Origin of the sequence: Salinigranum salinum (assembly GCF_009176545.1) — an archaeon.
Lineage (GTDB): Archaea > Halobacteriota > Halobacteria > Halobacteriales > Haloferacaceae > Salinigranum > Salinigranum salinum.
Map to the genome: position 1 here is coordinate 2,372,715 of NZ_VTOJ01000001.1, position 16,654 is coordinate 2,389,368.

Genomic DNA, 16,654 nt, shown 5'->3' on the forward strand with positions numbered 1-16,654 from the left:
TCACTGCGCCGTCGGCGCGGAGAGGACGTCCTGGAGCACGTCACACTCCGAACAGGTCAGCACGAGCGCGTTCCCGACCGGGACGTCGCCTTCCCACACGGCGACCGACCGTCGTTCGAACGTCGCCGTCGCCCCGCAGTGCCCACAGACGTAGTCGGACATGCGTCACGGTACGCGGACGGGAGCCTAACCGTTGTGGTCGGGAGGGATCTACACCGTCGTCGTCGACTCGGTCTCCGCCGATGGTGCGCGAGCCAGCGGCACCGTCTCCCGCCGACGGAGACGTCGTGGGGCCTCGGGGTCGTGTGCCGGGAGGTAGACCGTCGGCGTCTCCTGTGCGAACCCTCGGATCCGCTCGATGGTCGCCTCGGCGTCGTCGTAGTCGTGGACGATGCCGCCGACGCCACCGCTGAGCAACTGTGCCTGCGAGAACGTCGCGTCGCCGGCGAGGAACACCGCGCACTCGTCGTCGTGACAGATAACGGACTGGTGACCGGGAGTGTGGCCCGACGTCGCGACGAGGACCACACCCTCGGCGAAGACGTGGCTCTCGGGGAACGGACCGAGCGAGCAGTCGTAGTCGACCGTGTGGAGGCGGACCCAGGTCGGCCAGTCGGGGTCGACCCCGATCACCGACGACGCCTCCCACTCCCGCCGTGCGACGACGACCTCGGCGTTGCGGAAGTAGGCGACCCCGTCGGCGTGGTCCGGGCCGAGGTGCGTCTCGACGACCCACCGGACATCGTCGGGGTCGAGCCCCATCCGTCGGAACTGGGGACCGATCTCCTCCTCGGGGGCGACGTCGAACCACTCCGCACGCGTGGCCAGGAGTCGCGAGCGGAACTCCCGTCGTTTCCGGTCGTAACAGGCCACCGTCGCCCCGGCGTCGACGACGACCAGTCCGTCGGGATGTTCGACCACCCACGCGTGGACGGGCAACGGCGCAGTCCACCGCCGGTCGGCGAGGATGTCGAGATACCGGAGCGACCGGCGTCGCCAGCGCGCGGCGACGTACCGCCGCTTCAGTCGCACCGTCCCCGTCCGGATCGGGTGGATCTTCATGACACCCGTACGGGGTGCCCGGTCATGTGGTTTGCTCTCGTTGCACGTCGTCGCGCCTGCCAGCCGTCCCGGCACTCGGGTCGACTCGCCGGCCGTCGGGGTGTAGTCCGACCCGCCGACCGCCCCGAGAGTCAGGTCGACTCGTCGACTCCCCGTGCGTCGGTCGCGACGGAGACGCCGTCGAGGTACTCCCCGTCGGGGCCGACCCACGTCCCCTCCGTGCCACATTCGGGCTGGAGCCGGCAGACGCGCGTCTCCGGCGGCCAGAGCACGCGGAGCCCCTCGTCGGAGGCGTCGACGGTTGCCTCCTGCCGGTAGGTGACCGACGATCCGCCGGTCGTCGCGAACCGCACGACGAGATCGACCTCGCTCGCGCCGGGGGGGATCGAGAGCCGGGGCGCGCCCGCCGCTCGCGCGTGGCTCGTCACCCTGGAGCCGTCGGGAGCCAGCGTCCACTCGACCTCGACGGTGTCGGCCCCGCGGATCGAGTCGACCCGGTAGCGCGCGAAGCCGTCTTCGGTCTCGAGCCGTATCGAGGCGGCCGTCGCGCCGGCGGGTACGCCGACGGTCGTCACCGCCGCGACCCGGTCGCCGTCGAGGACGTCCAGTGGGACCAGCCGCGGTTCGACCGGGCGGACCGCACCCGTCCACTCACCCCGGTAGGTGAAGCGGTACGGCGTCCTGCGGGTCGCGTCGAGCGCCCGCACGTCGTCGTCGGGCCCCTGATCGAGGACGAACAGCGCGGCACCGTCGAAGCCGGGGTCGTTGCGGAGGTACTGGAAGGGGTGCTGCTGCCAGTCGCCGTACGGATCGGGCGTGTAGATCAGGGCGTCCGTGAACTCCTGTCCGGGTTCCCGGTCGAACGGCTGGTAGGTCGCCGCGAGGCTGGCCGTGCGCTGGCGGTTCTCGCTCCACGGCTCCGCGAGCGCCGATCGCTCGACGCCCACGACGACCGGTGCCGAGACCACGAGCAGGAGGACGAGCACGAGCCGTGCCCGGGGGCGGGAGAGCCGCGTCGACAGCGTGGCCCGTAGCCGACGCCACAACGTGACCGCCCCGAGCGCGCCGAACACGGACAGCGGGAGGAGCAGGTCGAAGTGGTAGAACGGCCCGAGGAGGTCGATCAGCCCGTTCCGGAGGCCGTTGAGCGTCCCCCAGAAGTAGACGTTGCCGACCACGACGCTGCCGACGAGCCCACCGAGGAGCGTCACCCCCTCGCGGTCGACGGTCGGGACGCGGGAGGCGGCGACGACCCCGACGGCCGCGAGCGCCGTCCCGAGCGCGCCGAGCGGGGCGAACCGCGTGGCCAGCATCGAGAGCGCCTCGACCGTCGACGCGAACCCGAGCGCCGGGGTGTACTGCTCGGTGTAGCCCAGGATCGACCGGGTGCCGAAGCCGAGGCCGTCGCGGGGGGCGAACGCTTCGTAGGGGAACGTCGTGGGCTGTCCCGTGACGATCGCGTTGTAGCCGAGCGTGACGGCGACGAAGCCGAGACCCGGACCGGCGATGGCGGCGGTCCGTCGGGCGACGAGTCGGAGACGGTCACGAGACTCCCGGGCGCCGCGATACAGTTCGACGAGGGCGTGGACGACGAACGGCGTGGCGAACAGGACCGCCGTGTACGGCCGCGCGAAGAAGGCGACGCCGATGGCGACGCCCGCGGTGAGGCCGTACGCCGGGGAGTCCCGGCGGACCGCCCGGAGGTACGCGACTGCAAAGGCGAGGTTCCAGGCCGTCGTCGGCGCGTACGGGAGGAACACCGACGACGAGAGGAGGAACAGCGGTGCCGTCGACAACAGTCCGGCGGCGACGACGCCGACGGCCCGGTCCGCGACTTCACGCCCGACGAGGTACGTCGAGAACGCGTTCGCGGCCGCGACAGCCGCGAGTGCGAGATGCCAGTCACCCGCGAGCCGTCCGAGCGAGAACATCGCGGCCGGGACCGGGGCGTACTTCGAGTACATCCGGGGGCCCGTGGGGGTCGGCTCCGTCACGAAGAACCACGGACGGACCAGGTCGGCGATGGCGGGCGCGGGACGGAGGAACAGTTGGCCGTCGAGGAGCATCGCCGCCTGCAACAGATAGACGCCCTCGTCGTCGTTGACCGAGTGGTACGCGAAGAGGTCGGTCGAGACGAGGAAAACGCAGACGCCGGCCGCGAGTGCGACGAGAGCCGCGAGCGCGTCGAGACGGTCGCAGCCCCGCAGCCGGGCGCGTCCCCACGCACTCACGCCGTGGTCGAGGTCGGGGGTCGGGACCACGGGTGGTCAGTCGTCGGCGCCGTGGCGGAGGCGGTCCTCGCGGTTCTCGATCGCGGGACGCTGTTCGCGCGGGAACCACGCGAGTTCGTGGTCCGCCTGGAGCGTCACCCGAACGCGCTCGTCGAGCGGCACCTGTTCGTCGTGGTTGTGCATACACTGGACGCGGGTGTCGCCGTCGAGCGCGACCTCGTAGAGGATGGTCGGGCCGAGGTAGCGTTTGGTCACCACGCGGGCGTTGCCCGCCTCGTCGTCCCCGTGGTCACCGTCGGCGCGCGACAGCGGCGTCGCGTGCACGTCGTCGGGGCGGACGAGGATGTCGATGGCGGTGTCGTCGTACTCGGGGGCCAGCCCGTGGATCTGCTCGCGCGGGACCGGACCGACCTGCGTCTCGACGACGTCGCCGTCGACGTGGCCCGGGATGAACGACGCGTACCCCAGGAAGCCGGCGACGAACCGCGACTCGGGGTGCTGGAAGACGACCTCGGGGTCGCCGATCTGTTCGATGTGTCCGTCGTTGACGACGGCGACCCGGTCCGAGATGCTCATCGCCTCCTCCTGGTCGTGCGTGACCGAGATGGCCGTCACGCCGGCCTCCTTGATGATGTCGCGAACCTCCTCGCGCATCGCCACGCGGAGGTCGACGTCGAGGTTCGAGAACGGCTCGTCGAGGAGGAGAATCGCGGGTTCGGGCGCGAGCGACCGCGCGAGCGCGACCCGTTGCTGCTGGCCGCCCGAGAGTTCGTCCGGGTACGAGTCCGCCTGTGCCTCGAGACCGACGAGGTCCAGCAGTTCTGCGACCCGCCGTTCGGTCGCCTCGTCGTCGAGGTCCTTCAGTCCGAAGGCGACGTTCTCGGCCGCGGTCAGGTGGGGGAAGAGGGCGAACTCCTGGAAGACGACGCCGACGCCGCGCTGTTCGGGCGCGACGAACGTCCCCTCGCCGGAGACGGGGTCGCCGTTGAGGCGGATGGTTCCAGAGTCGGGGCGTTCGAGCCCGGCGATGAGCCGGAGCGTCGTGGTCTTCCCACAGCCCGAGGGACCGAGCATCGTGAGGATCTCGCCCTCCCTGACCGACAGGGAGAGATCCTCGATGACGGGCTCGGGGCCGAACCGTTTCGAGACGCCGTCGAGCTCGAGCACGGACGTCTCGCGCTCGGTCCCCGTTACGGGCTCCGTCCCCGTCTCGGACTCTGCCGTCGATTCCACCGCCGTCCGTCCGTCGTCGTTCGAGAGTACACTATCTGACATCGTACCCCTCCTGTGAGAGGATGACAAGCATCGACAGTCCGGAGACGCCGAGGAGTATCAGCGCGGGGATCGCGGCCTGGCCGAAGTAGCCGGACGCGTAGGCGGTCCAGATGTGGACGACGAGCGTCTTGAACCCCGAGGGCCGCAGGAGTAGGGTCGCCGGGAGTTCCTTCATCGTCGTCAGGAAGACGAGCGCAGCGCCGCCCAGGAGCCCCGGGGCGACGAGCGGGAGCGTCACCGAGCGGAAGGCTCCCACGGGGGTCCGACCCAGGGTTCGTGCCGCCTCGGGGAGCGCGGGGTCGACCCGGAGGAACGAGGCCTGGAGCGACCCAACCGCCTGCGGCAGGAACCGGACGAGGTAGGCGAACACCAGGAGGAACGTCGTCTGGTAGATCGGTGTCGCCACGGTCGTTCCGAGGAAGACGAGCGCCAGTCCGAGGACGACGCCCGGAACGGCGTAGCCGACGTAGGTCGCGCGCTCGGCGAGCGTCCCAATCGTCGACTCGCGTTTCGCCGCGAGGTAGGCGACCGGGAGGCCGGCGATGGTCGCGACGATCGCGGCGGCGGCGGAGACGCCGACCGAGTTGAACGCGTACTCCGCGCGGAACGCGAGCCCCTGGCCCACCGCGCTCGTGTCGCCGAGCCAGGTGACGAGGATGCCGAGCGGGACGACGAGCGCCAGACCCGCCACGGCGGCGCAGAGGCCCACGGCGGGCAGCGTCCACCGACCGAGCGGGACCACGTCGGTCGAGCGTCCGCCGGCAGTCGTCCGCTCGTTTCCGCTGATCTTCGACTCGAGCGCGAGGATGAACACCGTCAGCCCGACCAGCTGGAGCGACAGGAGGGTCGCGGTGTCCCGGCCGAAGGCGTTGAACTCCACGTAGATCACCCGCGTGAACGCGTCGAACTGCATGATCGCGGGCGTACCGAAGTCCGACAGCGCGTACAGCGCCACGAGCAGCGACCCCGCCGCGACCGCCGGCCGGATGTGTGGCAGCGTGACGTGTCTGAACGCCTCCCGGCGGGAGTGCTGGAGTGTCCGCGCCGCGTCGATGAGCGTCGTATCCAGCGACTTCAGCGCCGCCCGCGTCGTGATGTACACGTACGGGTAGGTGTACAGCGTGAGGACGAGGACCGCACCGTGAAAGCCGTAGATCTCTGGCAGGGATTCGACGCCGAGCGGAGCCAGGAAGCGCTGGAACGCCCCCCGAGGACCGAACGCCGAGACGAACGCGAACGCCCCGATGTAGCTCGGGATCACGAGCGGCAGCGACACCGCGACCGTCCAGAACCGGGCGAACGGCAGGTCCGTCCGGACGGTGAGAAAGGCGAGCGGCACTCCCAGGAGGATGGAGGCGGCGGTGACGCCGGCGACCAGGAGCGCGCTGTTGAAGAACACCTCGACCGTCGTCGGGCGAGTGAGGAGCGCGATCCCTTCGGCGACGCCGACGTCGAGCGCTGTCCGCACGAGCCAGACCAGGGGCAAGAGCACGGCTGCTGCGACCGCCGCCGCCGCGACCGTGAGGCCGAGGGGGAGCGGGTCGTCGGCCGTCTTCTGCGTGGTTCCCTGGTCTGTCGCCATCGTTTCTCCGTGGTCTTACAACACCCCGACGTCGCGCATCAGCCGCACCGTCCCTTCGAGATCGGACAACTGTGTCAGGTCTAACCCCTCGGGGGGATTCAATTCATCGATACTCGGCAGCGCGCCGATGGGGTCGACACCGGGGACGAGCGGGTACTCGAACGTGGTCCGCGCGAAGTAGTCCTGCGCCTCCGCCGACAGCAGATGTCGGACGAAGTTCGACGCGAGTGTCTGGTCCTCGGCGGTGTCGAGAACGAGCGCACCAGCGACGTTGAAGATCGCCCCGGCGTCACCCTCGGTGAACGCCGTCGAGATGGGTGCGTTCGGCCGGCCGGCCAGCACTCGCTGGATGTAGTAGTGGTTCGCGAACCCGGCGTTGATCTCGCCGTCGGCCACCGCCTGTGAGACGAGGAACTCGTCGGAGAACTCCTGCGCGCCGAGCTCCTGCATCCCCTCGAGCCAGGATCGGGTCTCCTCCTCGCCGTTGAGGACGCGCATCGCCGTGACGAACGCCTGGAACGACGAGTACGTCGGCGCCCAACCGATCGAGTCCTGGAAGGCGTCCGTCTCGGGGAACGCGAAGATGTCGTCGGGGACGTCGTCGTCGGAGAGCGCGTCCGTGTTGTACGGGATGGTCCGCGCCCGGCCGGAGGTCCCGATCCACTGGCCGTCGGGATCCTGGAACTCGCTTCGGACCATCTCGAGCACCTCGGAGGGGAGCTCGACCGTCCGCCCGGCGTCCTTCAGCGCGCCGAGCGCGCCGGCGTTCACCGAGAAGAACGCGTCCGCCGGGGAGTTTTGCCCCTCCGTCTGTATCTGGTTCACGAGGTCCGCCGCGGCGTTGTAACGCGGCCGGACGGTGAAGTCGGGGTAGAGGTCCTCGATGTAGCTGACGAGTTCGCCGACGAGCGCCTCGCCACGGCCCGAGTAGAGGGTCAGTTCGCCCGAGAGATCGGGCATCTCGGCCATCGGGACGCCGGAGATCTCTCGGTCGCCGAACGGGGAGCGCCCGGAGCCGATCTGTCCGACGGCCGCGGACCCACCGCTGCCGTCGCCGCCGCCCCCGTCACCGCCGCTCGTGTCGGTCTCGGTGTCGTTCCCGTCACCGTCACCCGATTGCCCGCCACACCCCGCGACCGACGCAACGCCGACAGTCGAGGCGACCGCGAGGAACTGACGCCGACTTCGACTGCTGTCCGAATCGTCGCTCATACATTGATTTAGGTCTGCCTAAAACCTAAATACCTACCGGTTCGTCGGCTCGCTTCAGTCGTCCGCCGGCACCGGCTCGGGATCGGTCTCGACGGGCGAGAGCGCGTCGAGACAGTCGAGCCAGTCGCGCATGTAGTCGCCGACGTGGTTCAGGAAGGCGCCGTTGTTCAGCGAGGAGAAGTCGCCTTCGGCGAGGCGGTCTGCCATCGACTCGAACGCCCCGGCGTACGTCTCCGCCCCCTCACCGACCTCGTCGACGTACTCCCAGAGGTGTTCGTTGAGTTCGAGTCCGGGCACCTCGTTGTTGAGGTCGTCGAACGTCGGCCGGGGGGCCTTGTTGTGCTCGCAGAGCGGGTAGCCCGTCAGCACGTCGTGGCCCAGGAGGTCCGCGGCGCGCTTGAGGAAGACGCCCGACCAGATGTCGTCGAACCGCCCGACGTCCCACTCGTTGTCGTCCATCGGGAGCTGGTAGAAGGCGGGGACGACCTCTCTCCTGAAGGCGAGGTTCATCGAGCAGACCGTCAGATACTGGCCGGGTTCGGTGACGAAATCGCCCGTGAAGTCCTCCCTCGTCGTTCGCGTCTGTGCCTGCCCCCGGAGGTCGCCGTCCATCAGGATGCGGACGGCGTCGAGGTCGGGGACGTTGGTCCACAGCCCCTGCGAGGCGACGACGTGGTCGACCTCCCGGACGCCGGTTTCGACCGTCTCGTCCATCGCGGCGTATGGGTACCCCCGGGGGTAGAGGCCGTGGTCCTCGAACGTCTGGTACAGCACGTTGACCCAGCGCTCGTCCGACCGGACGGACTCGACCTGCCCCTCGAACGCCAGGTTCTCCATGTGGCGACCGAAGAAGTCCCACTCGTCGTGTGGGAGCGTGTCGTCGTCGATGAAGACGCCGTAGTCGAAGTCGTTCGCCCACAGATACAGCAGGCCGAAGCTCGTCTGGGCGTGGCTCGCCGCCGGGATCAGGTGTGCGAACTCCGAGACGCCGTGGTCGTCGAACCACTCCTCGCGCCGGGAGCCGTCGAACACCGCGCCGGCGACGCCGAGCTCGTCGAGCATCCGCTCCATCGCCTCGCGGTCGCAGAAGTCCTCGGTCACGAGGACGAAGAAGAGTCGGTCGGTGTCGAAACCGTGCACCCGAGCGTTCTCGACGTAGGCCCGCACGCACTCGTACTCCCGGATCGTGGGGACGACGACGCAGACGTCGTGAGTCATCGCTCCCGAGTTTTTAGGCCGCCCTAAAATATCTGTTGATCGCGCGTGGAGCGCGCCCGGGCCCACGCCCGCGTGTCGGCCGCAGGATCACACCGGTGTGATCTATCACGACTGAGAACTGGTAAGTGATCGTTAAGTTCTGTAACTCTGAACAGAACGGCATGGAGGCGCCGATCCCGGGTCGCTGGTCCGTCGACCAGGTGGGAGAGTTCGTCTGGACGGCCCCTGCGGTCGTCGACCTCCCACCGAACTCGGGGAGTGTCACGGTGCTCACGGTCGGGTTCGTCGCGTGCGGTGCGGCCGTGATGGTGTACGCGTCGCTCTGGACGCGACGGTTGATCGAGTCGGTCGACCATCCTCCGGTTCGACGGACGTGGCGGGTCCTGTTCGGCCTCATGGTGTTCTTCGTGGTGGGGTATCTCGGGACGATCGCGCTCGTGTGGACGCGGAACCTCTGGGCGCTGGTTCCAGTGACGGGGGTGGTGTTCGGCGGCGGTGCGGTGTTCGTCCTCCTCGTCGTGCGGACGAGTCACGACACGGTCGATCGACTCGTCGAAACGACCGTCTCCCGTGAGTTCCTCAACGACGTCCTCGCGTCGATGGGCGATGCGCTGTTGATCGTCTCTCGGGACGGGCGAGTCCAGGAAGCGAATCCGGCAGCCGGGAAGTTGTTCGGTCTCGAACCCGGGAAGCTCGTCGGACGGACAGTCGACGACTTCTTCGTGGGCAATGCGGCCGCCATCGGCGTGGGGGACGACCCGGCCACGACGGACGGCGAAGCAACGGTCGTGACGGTGTCCGGTGAGACGGTGCCGGTGCTGTACTCGGCGTCGACCCTCTCGGCCGACAGCCACGACGGGCGCGGCGTCGTCTGTATCGTCCGCGACATCACCGGCCGCAAACGCCGCGAGGAGGCGCTCAGACGTCAGAACGACCGACTGGACGAGTTCGCATCGGTGATCTCACACGACCTCCGGAACCCGCTCGGCATCGCACAGGGACACCTCGACCTCGCCCGTGAAACCGGGTCGACGGAACACTTCCGGACGGTCGACTGTGCGCTCGAACGGATCGAGTCGCTCGTCGACGGGCTGTTGCGGCTGGCGCGACAGGGACAGACCGTCGGCGAGAGCCGTCCCGTTCCGCTCGGCGAGGTGGTCGACGGGGCGTGGCGGACGGTCGAGACCGAGGAGGCGAGTCTCCGAGTGACCGGCGAACTCGGTTCCGTGGAGGCGGACGAGGACCGATTGCGTCAGGCGCTGGAAAACCTGTTCCGCAACGCCCTGGACCACGCCGGGAGCCGGGTCACCGTCACGGTGAGTCCCCTCGCTGACGCGCCGGGGTTCGCCGTCGAAGACGACGGCCCCGGCGTCCCCGCGGACGAGCGCGGGGACGTGTTCGACTACGGCTACTCGACCGACGAAACAGGGACGGGGTTCGGCCTCGCGATCGTCCGGACCGTCGTCGAGGCCCACGGGTGGGACGTCTCGCTCACCGAGGGCGACGGCGGTGGGGCCAGATTCGAGATTCGGACGGCGGGGGCGTTCTCCGATCCGACGGGCGTCGAAGCCGCCGCCTGAACCGATCCCCGTGTCCGCGGGGGCGGTCGGTCACTGCGCGCCGAGCGCCGCCCGTTCGTCCTCGTCGAGTTCGAACCGATCGACCACGTCGTGGAGACTCTCACTCCGCTCCGACAGTCGGACGACCGTCGATGTGATCTCGTCGGTCGCCCAGGTCTGTTCGTCGACGCCCGTGAGGAACGGCTAGGTCGGCGTCTTCGTCCCCTCGACCGAACTTCGCGCGTCCTCGTTCGTCGTCTCGTCGACTGACTGGTCGCGGTCGGTCTCTCGGCGAGGGTGGTGACGTCCGCGACGACCGCGCGGTCGTCGTCCACGGATCCGTCGCTCCCCCGGTCGATCGAGCCACCTCGCGCGCCGGGTGAACCGGTAGAACTCGGGAGATGCTCGACGGGTGCGGTGGCAGCACGCCCGACCACGACTTCACTCAGTCCGTCGTCGTGAGCGACTCCAGCAACCGGACGGCGGGTGCCTTCGCCAGCGGCTCGTTCGCGTTCCCGCAGTGGGGCGACTGGACGCAGGCGGGACAGCCGTCGTGACAGGAACAGCCGTCGATCAGCCGGGCGGTCCGCCGCATCAGCGCCGCCACGTCATCGTAGCCGCTCTCGGTCAGCCCCACCCCGCCGGGGTGGCCGTCGTAGATGAAGATCGTCGACCGGTCGGTGTGTGGGTGGTACGGCGTCGAGAGCCCGCCGATGTCGGCGCGGTCGCAGAGCAACTGCAACGGAAAGAGCGAGATCATTCCGTGCTCGGCGGCGTGGATCCCGCCGTTGAAGCCGGTCTCACTCCAGCGCTCGCGTATCTCGGCCTCGACGTCGAGCGGGACGGTGAAGTACAGCGCCTTCGTCCGCAGGGTGGTCTCGGGCAGGTCGAGCGTCTCCCGCCCGAGGGTCGTCCCCCGGCGTGCGTCGCGCCGCTCGTACCCCGTGATTCGCTTGCGCATCGTCACCGTGGCGAAGGTGACCGCGTTGCCGTCCGCCGGGAGCGGCTTCGAGCGGTGGTCCCGCTCGACCGTGATCTCCTTGTCGTGGAGGACGCGGGTGTAGTAGTCGGCCCACGTCCGGTCGAGCGTCGCCACGTCGCGAGCGAGGTCCAGCTCCGTGACCTCGTACGTCGTCCCCTGGTGGTGGTAGATCGCGCCGGGGTGGGCGTCGCGGAGCGCGTCGTCGAACGCGAGCGAGGCGATCACCTCGTTCGACCGCCCGTCGAGCAGGTCGATCTCGCGGTCGGAGATGGTCCGCAGGCTCATCTCGTGCTGGGGGCTCCCTCCACCCGCGTACAGCCACCGCATCCCGTCGTCCGTCCCCCTGCGCTCCAGCCGTCCCGCCTCGGTGAGGTCGGCGACCACGTCGGGGAACGACGCGCCGAAGACCGCCTCGTCCGCCGGTGAGAGCCAGCTCTCGGCGGCGGCGCTGGCGACGTGGTCGGGGAGGAGGTAGTCGTTCGCGGGGTCGGTGACGGCCCGCTCCGGCTCTCCCGAGAAGAACTCCTCGGGTTCGCCCATCAGGTACTGGTCGAGCTGGTCCTCCCCGCCGACGAGGACGACGAGCGCGGGGTCGTCGCCGCGGCCCGCTCTACCGGCGCGCTGGTGGGTGGACATCCGCGTCCCGGGATAGCCGTCGAGCAGCACGGCGTCGAGGCCGCCGACGTCGACGCCCACCTCCAGCGCGTTCGTCGACCACACGCCCCGGAGGTCGCCCGCGTGGAGGTCGGCCTCCAGCTGGCGACGGCGGTCGTGCGTGAGCGCGGCCTGGTACGCCGCGACCTGCCCGGCGAGGTCGAACTCCCCGCGTTCCCTGAGCGCCGAGGCGCTCTCCGTGGCGTACCGTTCGGCGGTCTGTCGCGCCCGGGTGAACGCGAGCGTCTGGTACCCCTTCGCCACGAGGTCGACGAGGAGGTTCTTCGTCTCGACGTGCGACGACCTGCGGCGACCGCTCCCCGATCCGCCGCCCGCGGTTTCGCTCGCACCCCCGCCCGCGTCCTCGTACTCCGGGGGGTTCCAGAACAGCCAGTGGCGCGGCCCCGTCCCCGACGTGTCCTCGTCGACCAGCGCGTACGACGGTTCGGGCTGACCCGTCACCCGCGCGGCGTGTTCGACCGGGTTGCCGATGGTGGCCGAGCAGCAGACGAACCGCGGCTCCGACCCGAACCGTTCGCACGCCCGCGAGAGCCGCCGGAGGACGAGCGCGACGTGACTCCCGAAGACGCCGCGGTACTGGTGGACCTCGTCGACGACGACCAGTTCCAGAGAGGAGAAGAGCCACTCCCACAGCCGGCCCGCGTGGGGGAGGAGGGCGTAGTGGACCATGTCGGGGTTCGAGAGGACGAACGTGGGGCGACGGTCGCGGACCTCCCGTTTCTCGGTCTTGGAGAGCCGGCCCGTGTACTGGTCGACGGACACCCGGGAGCCGAAGCCCAGCCCGTGGGAGAGGTCCGACAGCGTCTCGGTCTGGTCCGCGATCAGCGCGTTCTGCGGACCGAGGTAGAGCGTACGACCGCCGTGGTCCATCGCGCGCTCGAACGCCGGGACGGTGTACGCGAGGCTCTTACCCGACGCGGTCTGCGTGGCGAGCACCACGTTCTGCCCCGCGCGGACGGCCTCGATCGCCCGGGCCTGGTGGTCGTACAGCTCCTCGATCCCGCGGTCGGCGAGCGCCGATTCGAGCCGGGGTTCGAGGTCGACGCTCGTGAAGGAGGGGTCGCGACCGGGGATCGTCCGGTGGTCGCGGATCTGTCCCCGGTAGTACGGGCGGTCGCGCAGCCACTCGATGAGGTCGTCCACGACCTCTCTGAGGCGTCGTCGGTTCTAACGGTTTGGGTCACGCGAGACGAACACGGGACGGGCGGAATCGACGTCTGCCCCCGACGCGGCCAGCCACCACACATCCGGAACTTTGAAACGACTGACCGGCGGAGAGATACCCAATGGCTTTTGAGGAGCTCTTGAACGATCCGGTCATCCAGAAGTACCTCCACGAACTGGTGGGACCGACGGGGATGCCGGTCGCTGCCGCACCGCCGGACGGGGAGGTGACCGACGAGGAACTCGCCGAGGAGCTCGGGCTCGAACTCAACGACGTGCGCCGGGCGCTGTTCATCCTCTACGAGAACGACCTCGCCTCCTACCGCCGGGTGCGCGACGAGGACTCGGGGTGGCTCACCTACCTCTGGACGTTCGAGTACGAGAACATTCCCGAGAACCTCGAAGAGGAGATGTACCGCCTGCTGGAGGCGCTGGACGCCCGGGAGGAGTACGAACGCACCCACGAGTTCTACCTCTGTGAGGTCTGTTCCTTACGATTCGAGTTCGGCGAGGCGATGGACTTCGGCTTCGAGTGTCCCGAGTGTGGCTCGCCGCTGGAGTCGATGGAGAACGGTCGCCTCGTCGAGGCGATGAACCGCCGCCTCGACGAACTCGAAGACGAACTCAACGTCGACGTGACCGGCTGATGGTCGTCCTCGCAACGAAGTGTTACGTGCGGGGTGACGCCCGTCGCCGCGCGCTCGACGGGATGGACGCGATGCTCCGCGACGACCTCGGGGATCTGGCCGTCGAGTGGACCGTCGGCGTCCGCGACGACGACTTCGTCTCCGTGACGGTCACGGGCGACGACGAGACGGTCGCACGCAACCTCCTCCGCGAGCGGTGGGGCGAGGTGCCCTCCGACGGTCGCCTCGTCGAGGGCGAGACCTACACGGGGACGCTCGAATCGTGGGACGACGAGGGGTTCGTCCTCGACGCCGGGGCCCAGGTACGGATCCCGACCGCGGAACTCGGCCTCGGTCGTGGGAGCGCCGGACAGATCCGCGACCGCTTCGGACTCGTCCAGCACCTCCCTCTCGAATTCGTCTACGGCCAGCCCTCGCGGCTCGCCGACGCGGAACGCGACCGCCTGTACGACTGGTCGCGCGGCCAGGGGCGCGTCAACGTGAACTCCACCACGAGGGGCGAGGCGCGCGCGACGGTCAACCGTGCGGGACACGCCGGAGACATCGTCACGGTCGAGCGGCTGGGACTCCTCGAACAGAGCATCGTCTGCGCCGAGGGGACCGACCCGCCGGGCCTCCTCGCGAGTATCGGCGGCTACCTTCCCGCGGAATTGAAGTGTGTCATCCCCTAGAGTCGAGGGGAACCGATGAATCGCCGCCATCTCCTCGCCTTCGCAGGGGTCGCCGTTCTCGCCCTGACGGCTGGCTGCTTCGGCCCCGGGGCGATCTCCGACGAGCAGCTGGATCAGGAACCCGCCGAGCCGTACGCCTGGGACAGCGGCCGTGACGTCCACATCGCCATCCAGACCGACTCGTCGTTCCGGGCGGTGTACAACGTCTCGGGCGAGAGCATCGAGCTGTTCAGACGCGACGGCTTCGGCGGTCGGAACCCGCTGAACGTCCGGGCCGTCAGGTATCGGTACCCCAACGGGACGGTCGTCTCGGGAGCGGAGTTCGAGGCGCGCGGGGGTGAGATCGACCGCTCGCGCGAGACCGTCACGGTGACGTTCCCCGACGGGGGCGAGGGTGGAAAGCTGGCGTTCACCGCGGGTGCGACCCCGAAACGGTTCAGTCTCCCCGTCTTCGTCGAGGGGTCGTACGAGGTCGTCCTCCCGCCGAACCGTCGCATCGACATCCCCGTCTTCGGGTCGGTCTCTCCGCGTGGGTCCTCCGCGGAGACCATCGACGGGCAGACCCACATCCGCTGGGAGGAGGTGACCTCGCGCGGGATCACCGTCCAGTACTACCTCCAGCGTGATATCCCGATCTTCGGCGCGATCGCCGCCGTCTCGATCGTGATCGGCCTCGGGGGGGCGTACTACTACAAGCGCCAGATCGACCGACTGCGGGAACTGCGCGAGGAGATGGGGCTCGACGTCGAGGTCGAAGAGAAGGACGACGGCCCGCCGCCGGGGATGCGGTGAGGTGCACGGGACGCGCCGACTCCCGTGTCCGCGTGCAGACGGAGCATCACCCGACACACGGTGAGTGGACCGACGACGGTGGGAGAAGCCAACTACGACAGGAGGGTGCCTGCACGTCGACCCGGGGGGAGTGAGGGGGGACGAGCCGAACGTGGCTTCTCCCGCTCTCCCATGGTCGAGTGACAAAATAAGTATTTGTCATTTGATGGGTGACAGCACGGCTCACGACGAGCGGAGAGCATCTGCGTCTATCGAAGAAAACGGGTCGGTTCGTCACGGACTGTTCCGGCGAACGCTCCGACTCCTCGCGTGTCACCGATACACTCACAAACTGTTTTCAGACCGTGTTTCGTCCGGGCGAACATGCCCGAACCGGGGCCCCCCGTCGATCCGTTGTCTCGCTCCGATCAGTCCGCCTCTCCGCCACCTTCTGACACACACGTGTCCTGCATTTCGGACGTTGACCACTGACGACGTCGGCACGGAGGCGATCGAACAGCTCACGGAACTCGGACTCGGCCTGTACGCCGCCCGGACGTTCGTCGCTCTCGTCGCCCTGTCGGGAGGGACGGCCGTCGACGTGAGTCGGGTGGTCGACGTCCCGCGTACCCGCGTCTACGACGCTGCCGAGGAGCTGGCCGACCAGGACCTCATCCGTGTCGACGACTCGACCCCACAGCGGTTCTCGCCGGTCGACGGCGACGAGGCCGCCGAGCGACTCCTCGACGACTACCGGACCCGGGTGGAGACCCTCCGATCCGCGCTGGCCGCGCTGGAGGACGACCGGCACCGGATCGGCTGATTCGGCGCTCCTCCGTGTGGCGGTCACCCGCCGCCTCCTGCTTTTTGTATCGGGGGTTCCTAGACGATCTATGCGAGTGGCCCTCGTGACCGTCGGTGACGAACTCCTCGCGGGCGACACGGTGAACACGAACGCGACGTGGCTCTGTGAACAGCTCACGAGCCGTGGCGTCGACGTCGAACGCGTCACCACGCTCCCCGACCGCGTGGCGGACATCGCCCGCGTCGTCAACGAGTACCGCGCCGAGTACGACGCCGTCGTCGTCACCGGCGGGCTCGGACCCACCCACGACGACGTGACGATGGAGGGGGTCGCCGCCGCGGTCGGCCGGTCGGTGGAGCAGCACGACGAGGCGCTCGAGTGGCTCACGACCCACGGCGGATACCAGGCGGCCGACCTCGTCGAGGGGACGACACATCTCCCTGCAGGCGCACGAATGCTCCCGAACCGCGAGGGCGTCGCGCCGGGCGCGGTCGTCGAGTCGGTGTACGTCCTCCCGGGCGTCCCGGCCGAGATGAAGACCATGTTCGAGGAGATCGCCGACGAGTTCGCGGGCGAACGCACCTACACGGTGGTCGTCGAGACACCCGACCCCGAGTCGTCGCTCATCCCGGTGATGGAGGCGGTCCAGGAGCGGTTCGCGGTGCGGATCGGCTCGTACCCCGGCGACTCCGTCCGACTGAAGCTCTCGGCGGCGAGCGAGGAGGAGGTGTCGGCGGCGGCGGCGTGGCTCCGCGAACAGGTCACACCGATGGACGAGGAGGCGTAGTCGGCGACCGAGT

Annotated in this window: 14 protein-coding genes; 6 read left to right on the plus strand and 8 right to left on the minus strand. The window is 69.2% G+C overall.

Annotated features, from left to right (window positions below):
* The 7 genes from FZP69_RS22560 to FZP69_RS11450 form a co-directional block, all read right to left on the minus strand.
* Positions 1-162 carry a hypothetical protein gene (locus FZP69_RS22560; RefSeq protein ID WP_192918549.1) on the minus strand — a complete coding sequence of 54 codons (162 nt, stop codon included), beginning with the start codon at positions 160-162 and terminating at the stop codon, positions 1-3.
* Between the two features lie 48 nt (positions 163-210).
* On the minus strand, positions 211-1,062 hold the full coding sequence (locus FZP69_RS11425; protein ID WP_192918550.1) for an N-acyl homoserine lactonase family protein: 852 nt from the start codon (positions 1,060-1,062) through the stop codon (positions 211-213).
* A 131-nt stretch (positions 1,063-1,193) separates the two neighbouring features.
* Entirely contained in the window at positions 1,194-3,323 is a 2,130-nt protein-coding gene (locus FZP69_RS11430) for an ArnT family glycosyltransferase (RefSeq protein WP_240137557.1), read from the minus strand.
* A gap of 6 nt (positions 3,324-3,329) precedes the next feature.
* The gene (locus FZP69_RS11435) at positions 3,330-4,568 is read right to left on the minus strand and encodes an ABC transporter ATP-binding protein (RefSeq protein ID WP_152041419.1); all 1,239 of its coding nucleotides are present in this window, start codon (positions 4,566-4,568) and stop codon (positions 3,330-3,332) included.
* Positions 4,558-6,150 (minus strand): ABC transporter permease, encoded by a 1,593-nt coding sequence (locus FZP69_RS11440; RefSeq protein ID WP_152041420.1) that lies wholly within the window; start codon positions 6,148-6,150, stop codon positions 4,558-4,560. The genes FZP69_RS11435 and FZP69_RS11440 overlap by 11 nt, the downstream gene beginning before the upstream one ends.
* A 15-nt stretch (positions 6,151-6,165) precedes the next feature.
* Complete coding sequence (locus tag FZP69_RS11445) at positions 6,166-7,362, minus strand: extracellular solute-binding protein (RefSeq protein WP_152041421.1); 1,197 nt, start codon at positions 7,360-7,362, stop codon at positions 6,166-6,168.
* A gap of 54 nt (positions 7,363-7,416) precedes the next feature.
* On the minus strand, positions 7,417-8,580 hold the full coding sequence (locus FZP69_RS11450) for an alpha-1 4-glucan-protein synthase (RefSeq protein ID WP_152041422.1): 1,164 nt from the start codon (positions 8,578-8,580) through the stop codon (positions 7,417-7,419).
* Between the two features lie 161 nt (positions 8,581-8,741).
* On the opposite strand from FZP69_RS11450, the gene FZP69_RS11455 reads away from it, so the two are divergent.
* Positions 8,742-10,160: a two-component system sensor histidine kinase NtrB gene (locus FZP69_RS11455; protein WP_152041423.1), complete on the plus strand. Its 1,419-nt coding sequence runs from the start codon at positions 8,742-8,744 to the stop codon at positions 10,158-10,160.
* A 424-nt stretch (positions 10,161-10,584) separates the two neighbouring features.
* Here FZP69_RS11455 and FZP69_RS11460 read toward each other — a convergent pair whose 3' ends face one another.
* Positions 10,585-12,939, minus strand: coding sequence for a DEAD/DEAH box helicase (locus tag FZP69_RS11460; RefSeq protein WP_152041424.1), 2,355 nt, complete (start codon positions 12,937-12,939; stop codon positions 10,585-10,587).
* A 143-nt stretch (positions 12,940-13,082) separates the two neighbouring features.
* Here FZP69_RS11460 and FZP69_RS11465 point away from each other — a divergent pair, with 143 nt between their 5' ends.
* The 5 genes from FZP69_RS11465 to FZP69_RS11485 all read left to right on the plus strand — a co-directional run bounded on the left by FZP69_RS11465 (position 13,083) and on the right by FZP69_RS11485 (position 16,641).
* Positions 13,083-13,607, plus strand: a complete 525-nt coding sequence (locus FZP69_RS11465) for a transcription factor (protein ID WP_152041425.1) — start codon at positions 13,083-13,085, stop codon at positions 13,605-13,607.
* Positions 13,607-14,278 carry a DUF2110 family protein gene (locus tag FZP69_RS11470; protein ID WP_152041426.1) on the plus strand — a complete coding sequence of 224 codons (672 nt, stop codon included), beginning with the start codon at positions 13,607-13,609 and terminating at the stop codon, positions 14,276-14,278. The genes FZP69_RS11465 and FZP69_RS11470 overlap by 1 nt, the downstream gene beginning before the upstream one ends.
* 15 nt (positions 14,279-14,293) lie before the next feature.
* On the plus strand, positions 14,294-15,070 hold the full coding sequence (locus FZP69_RS11475) for a DUF5803 family protein (RefSeq protein ID WP_152041427.1): 777 nt from the start codon (positions 14,294-14,296) through the stop codon (positions 15,068-15,070).
* A gap of 460 nt (positions 15,071-15,530) precedes the next feature.
* Entirely contained in the window at positions 15,531-15,872 is a 342-nt protein-coding gene (locus FZP69_RS22885) for a TrmB family transcriptional regulator (RefSeq protein ID WP_204959963.1), read from the plus strand.
* 70 nt (positions 15,873-15,942) lie between these two features.
* Complete coding sequence (locus tag FZP69_RS11485; protein WP_152041429.1) at positions 15,943-16,641, plus strand: competence/damage-inducible protein A; 699 nt, start codon at positions 15,943-15,945, stop codon at positions 16,639-16,641.
* Positions 16,642-16,654 lie beyond the last annotated feature (13 nt).

Coding starts and splice junctions, on each gene's coding strand:
- FZP69_RS11445 (WP_152041421.1), bottom strand. CDS start 7,362: ATGAGCGACGATTCGGACAGCAGTCGAAGTCGGCGTCAGTTCCTCGCG.
- FZP69_RS11485 (WP_152041429.1), top strand. CDS start 15,943: ATGCGAGTGGCCCTCGTGACCGTCGGTGACGAACTCCTCGCGGGCGAC.
- FZP69_RS11440 (WP_152041420.1), bottom strand. CDS start 6,150: ATGGCGACAGACCAGGGAACCACGCAGAAGACGGCCGACGACCCGCTC.
- FZP69_RS11435 (WP_152041419.1), bottom strand. CDS start 4,568: ATGTCAGATAGTGTACTCTCGAACGACGACGGACGGACGGCGGTGGAA.
- FZP69_RS11450 (WP_152041422.1), bottom strand. CDS start 8,580: ATGACTCACGACGTCTGCGTCGTCGTCCCCACGATCCGGGAGTACGAG.
- FZP69_RS11425 (WP_192918550.1), bottom strand. CDS start 1,062: ATGAAGATCCACCCGATCCGGACGGGGACGGTGCGACTGAAGCGGCGG.
- FZP69_RS11470 (WP_152041426.1), top strand. CDS start 13,607: ATGGTCGTCCTCGCAACGAAGTGTTACGTGCGGGGTGACGCCCGTCGC.
- FZP69_RS22560 (WP_192918549.1), bottom strand. CDS start 162: ATGTCCGACTACGTCTGTGGGCACTGCGGGGCGACGGCGACGTTCGAA.
- FZP69_RS11455 (WP_152041423.1), top strand. CDS start 8,742: ATGGAGGCGCCGATCCCGGGTCGCTGGTCCGTCGACCAGGTGGGAGAG.
- FZP69_RS11465 (WP_152041425.1), top strand. CDS start 13,083: ATGGCTTTTGAGGAGCTCTTGAACGATCCGGTCATCCAGAAGTACCTC.
- FZP69_RS11475 (WP_152041427.1), top strand. CDS start 14,294: ATGAATCGCCGCCATCTCCTCGCCTTCGCAGGGGTCGCCGTTCTCGCC.